Raw genomic sequence first — 4,406 nt, forward strand, 5'->3', positions numbered from 1 at the left:
CTTTCAGGAAAAACCTCAAAAGCATAGTGCGGCGCGCCGGCGGCAATACGGGGTTCCGGCGTGGTGATGGCGAACGTTGTTTGAGCGGGATTGATACGACCGAACAGACCGACATCATAAGGGGACTGTAAATTGAGCATCTGAATGGTCTCGCCGTAGTTAAGCTCGAGATTTTCCGCAATAAATCCCGTTACAGCGCGGCCCGTAGGAAACTCCTCTTTAATTTTATTCTCGATCACGCCCGACACGTCCCCCCCCCTCAGTATCTCAACGATTGCAGTAGAGAGCCGCACAAGCAACGCCATCATAAAGATCGGAAATAGAAAATAGAAATCCTTCGGTAAATCTCTGTAATCCATATTATGCTCAGCGGCACTGTCAAATCCGCAAACATCATCACCTGCCTCAGGTGTTGCATCGCTTTCAATATCGAAACTTGTTCTTTTCAATGCCCCCCCATTAACATCATCAATCAATTGATAGGTCGCCTTAACGATCACTTTGTATCTAATCACGGTATTAAAATCATTTATTAAATCTTCCAGAAGCGCCCAATTACTTCCTAAAACAGTGATAGAGCCTCTAAAAGACCCTATACATGGCCACTCAACGCTTATCTCTTGCCCCCGTAGCGCAATCACCAGACGTTCCTCGGCCGCCAGTAAGAGCGCAGGATGTACAACCTCAAGATCCGCAGATATACGGTCAAGCTCCATGCGCTCCCTAAATGACCCACTGGGAAGCGTAATACCTCCGCCTTTAGCTGTCGCAGTAACGTCTCCGCTATCATCATCAAAAACAAAATCAAAATCATCGCTACCAATCATTTCCCCCAGCGATCGAACCAACTCACCAATAACTACTCGGCCTCGCCCTACCAATACAGTGGCAGAGTAATCTCTTCCGGCGTCATTCGGGATCAAGTAACGAAAACCGCTGTTCGAGCCAGGCGTGTCTCCCTCATGTCTACCCTCCATGCGCACGAAGGCAAGCATCGCTCCCTCGCCCTCCTGGGCACCCTGCTGCGTGCGCAAGGCGAAAGAACGCGGTTGCATCATGGGGTTGGTGCCCCGCTTAATCGTGCCCAGGGTCCAGACACGCTGTTCATCATCCAATCGATTAAACAAGACCTTGAAAACCCTGCCGGCCAGCTCTTGTTCTGTCTGGGTTTCGGCAAACGTCAAGCGAAAGTTATCGCTTTTGCTCAGGTCCAGGCGGATGTTCCCATTGTCGGCAATTTCTCCCGACACCTCGGGCAATAACAGGTCCAGAAATAAGGTCGGCCCGTCCAGAGGGTCATAATCCAAGATGCGCGTGGTATGCCACACCGTCACGTTTTTTTCGATGGAGACTTGATGCCCGGCCACAACGGCCATCCGCAGATTGGCCTTCGAACTATCAAGACCGGTATCCTCGTAATGCAAACGAGGTACATCCATTTCAAAATCTTGAATATATTCCCGAAATTTGCCACCAGTACCCCCTGTTGCAATGGTTCCGGTGATGGCCGGGATATAGCTACCCGAATTGAACTTATCAATGTAGTTTTGAATAAGCAGCAGATTGGTTTTGTTACGCTCCATGGCCACAATCGCATCCCATTTGCTCATGCGATCCTGATCCTTCATCCAGCTCAGAAGCTCTGCCAACGTATAGGTAGTTGCCATTGCCGTACCCTCAAATGTCAGAATCAACGGTGAGCCGAGCCGTCTCGCACACTCACGACTGAGCGCTTCCTATCGAGATAAACGTCACAAAACCATCTGATCGCCAGAACAGCAAAAAGCGATTACCGAACCATGCCCTTCAACGACAATCAGTCTTTCCATAAAAAATAGTGCGTTCAGGGCGCCAGAAGAAACAGCCGTTCATCTACCTTCTTATAAGTGCTGCCCTGGTCGTAACTCAACTGAACCAAGATAGAAAGTTTTTCAGCCATTACCAGAGAATTTAAAAAGCCCTTATCAAGCGCTGGCAATATATATCCATCGTAGTATTCATCGTCGGTAAGGGGCTGCGTTTCGTCACGCATCGTATGAGTTACTACCTCGTGTGTCGCTGACGATACGCCGCTTGCCTGAATTTTTAGAAGTTGCCCTTCTGCCATGAAATGCCAGCTTTCCAATTTAAAGAGCATGTCCGGGTCGGTGATCTCGCTCAACTTGATATAGCCACCGCTAAGTCTCGGCCTTTCGGCCTGGACCTGCGGCCAGCCACTGTCGAAGTTTTTTATGTCCAAATCATAAAACGGTGAATTGTGAGGAACGGTTTCATCTGGCGGCAGAACCTCGTAATGAATCACAACATGTTTCCCCACATTCATCGGTACGGCCGTACGGGGAATGTTGAATCGCCTGTCGTTGCCGACCGCGGGCATCGTCACCACCAGCGGATCGCCAAAGCCGTCCCAGATCATGCTGACCTTGTCATCGTTGCCAATCACGGAGTCCTGCGGAATATCGATGACGGCCCCGGTCAGCACATCAGCGGCCTTCACCCACCCCTTGACCACGCCCGACCCGTCGTCATCGTAAAGAGTGGCCTTATCCACAATCGGTGCATACAGCTCAAGGGGGCGCCGAACCATCAGCGTCAACGGGCGCGAGCTGAACGAAGCCCCTGCCCGCGCATAGTGATAAAGCAGCTCGACAACCTTGCCGTTGTTCTCCTGTAACCAGCGGTGTTCAAGGACCTGCGTGATGATCCCGCTCTCGACCGCCGACACATCCAGCAGCGCGGTAGCGAGCAGGTTGGTGTCGCCTTGCGCATATACCGTCACCACGTCACCCGGCTGCCGGCTGTCATACAGTGGCACCTGCACGGGCAAGCCATCGGGGTGTCGTGCCGGGTCAATCGAGCCACTGTCGGCACCCGCGACAATCAGTTCGGGCAACAACGGTTCAAGGGTGTCCACTGCCGTAATGGTCTGTTCGGCGGAAGTTGATTCGGGCGTGAGCGGATCCTGTGGATCGGCGTACTGCACCCGGTACTGCATAACCCCATGACCACCGTTCTGGATCAATGTGAGTTGTGCCTTGGGCAAAGACCACTCCAGGGTTTTGCCCACGTCATCGGCGCTCAATGTCCGGCGTATCGTATGGGTCGTGGGGGTCCCTCCGGTAGCGCGATAGGCCACCCAAGTGAAAGTAAGCTCATCACCTTCGGCCATCGCCTGATAAGGCGCGGTGGATATGAGCGCGGGGCCGGCGATGGCGCTTGGGTTCACGCACAATGCGTGAGATTCCTTCATCTGCGCCACAGGCAAGCTCAGAAGACCGACGCGCTTGCCCACATAAAAAAACAGACGCCGGGACTCTTCCCCTAGCGGACCGCCATCCGATTGTCGATAGGAGTAAAACACTTCCCCCTGATCCAGGCTGACGAGTTTGGCGTTCTCAATCACTATCGGCATTCTTGGATCACCGTTCTCGTCATGTTCCAAACGGTCATCGACATCCTGGTAGTTGGTTTCATCGATCGCTTCGCCCATCGGGCTGCGCCCTCGCCAGTTGGGTTCGATCCCATGACCTATTGCAAGTCCTGGATACTGCACATAGGTCAACAAGTCGTCTGTTCCCAACACATCCAGATCGATCACGTTATCGCGACCGAGTAGCGGAATGTGGGGAGCCGGCGGGGCATCTTTTGTATTCATGGGTTTGACACCCTCGTTGAGTTTTCATGCAGCGATGAAGACGTTTTACCCCTGACTGATCGCGCCGACCACTATCAGAACTGTTAGGTTACCGGCGCTCTGCAGTCTGTTACCGTGTCGACAACTCACCGTAGTCCTCCCGTTAAAAAGCGCCGTTCATTATGGCTATCGCGGCAATGTCATGACCGACGATTATGTCGACTACAACGCTATTGCATTGCGCCAATGGGGAGCTCTAATAAATGGGTTGCAAGTAAGTCGTTATACAGATCAATAAGCCAGGCCTGTCTCGCCATCAGTCTCGGCAACACTCAGCGGCACATCGGGAATATCGTGCAAGGGCAGCGCGAGCAGTAGATGACCTTCTAGAATACCCAGAGGCCCCCCGTCATAGGACGCTCTGATGAACACGAAAGCCTGCGGGGCCATTTCGTCAACCTGATAGACGCCTGGGGTTTCGCTGTGCCATGAGCCGGGGCCGTTGAATTCAATACTCCATTCAGCGTATTGGGTTATATCCAGGCCATTGGCTTTGGCTCTTAAAGCGACTTCTGTCAATCCTTCCAAGCTATCAGGGGCTTGAATGGTGATCCTGGGATTTATCTGTTTAACCACCATGTAAACCGACGCCGTATACCCCTTATAAGTCGCCACGAGTTCATCCATCACATAGGTTTTCCCTTCGACGACGTCTTTATTCGAGACATAGGTGTAAACGCCATTATTGGTTTCGATAGAACCGCTCTCCCCC

General features: G+C 52.3%; 2 protein-coding genes and 1 pseudogene. All 3 read right to left on the bottom strand.

Features of this window, described 5'->3' with window-relative positions:
- A partial coding sequence (locus BLQ55_RS30955) for a hypothetical protein (RefSeq protein WP_256326680.1) occupies positions 1-1,667 on the bottom strand: 1,667 nt, incomplete at its 3' end.
- 176 nt (positions 1,668-1,843) lie between these two features.
- Positions 1,844-3,655, bottom strand: coding sequence for a hypothetical protein (locus tag BLQ55_RS30960; protein ID WP_092259510.1), 1,812 nt, complete (start codon positions 3,653-3,655; stop codon positions 1,844-1,846).
- A gap of 270 nt (positions 3,656-3,925) precedes the next feature.
- Positions 3,926-4,406: pseudogene (locus tag BLQ55_RS30965) on the bottom strand (hypothetical protein); the annotation flags it as partial.

Source organism: Pseudomonas sp. NFACC13-1 (assembly GCF_900104425.1).
Lineage (GTDB): Bacteria > Pseudomonadota > Gammaproteobacteria > Pseudomonadales > Pseudomonadaceae > Aquipseudomonas > Aquipseudomonas fluorescens_AA.

What these genes read in the sequence shown, in the direction of transcription:
- BLQ55_RS30960 (WP_092259510.1), bottom strand. Translation starts at nt 3,655, where the DNA reads ATGAATACAAAAGATGCCCCGCCGGCTCCCCACATTCCGCTACTCGGT.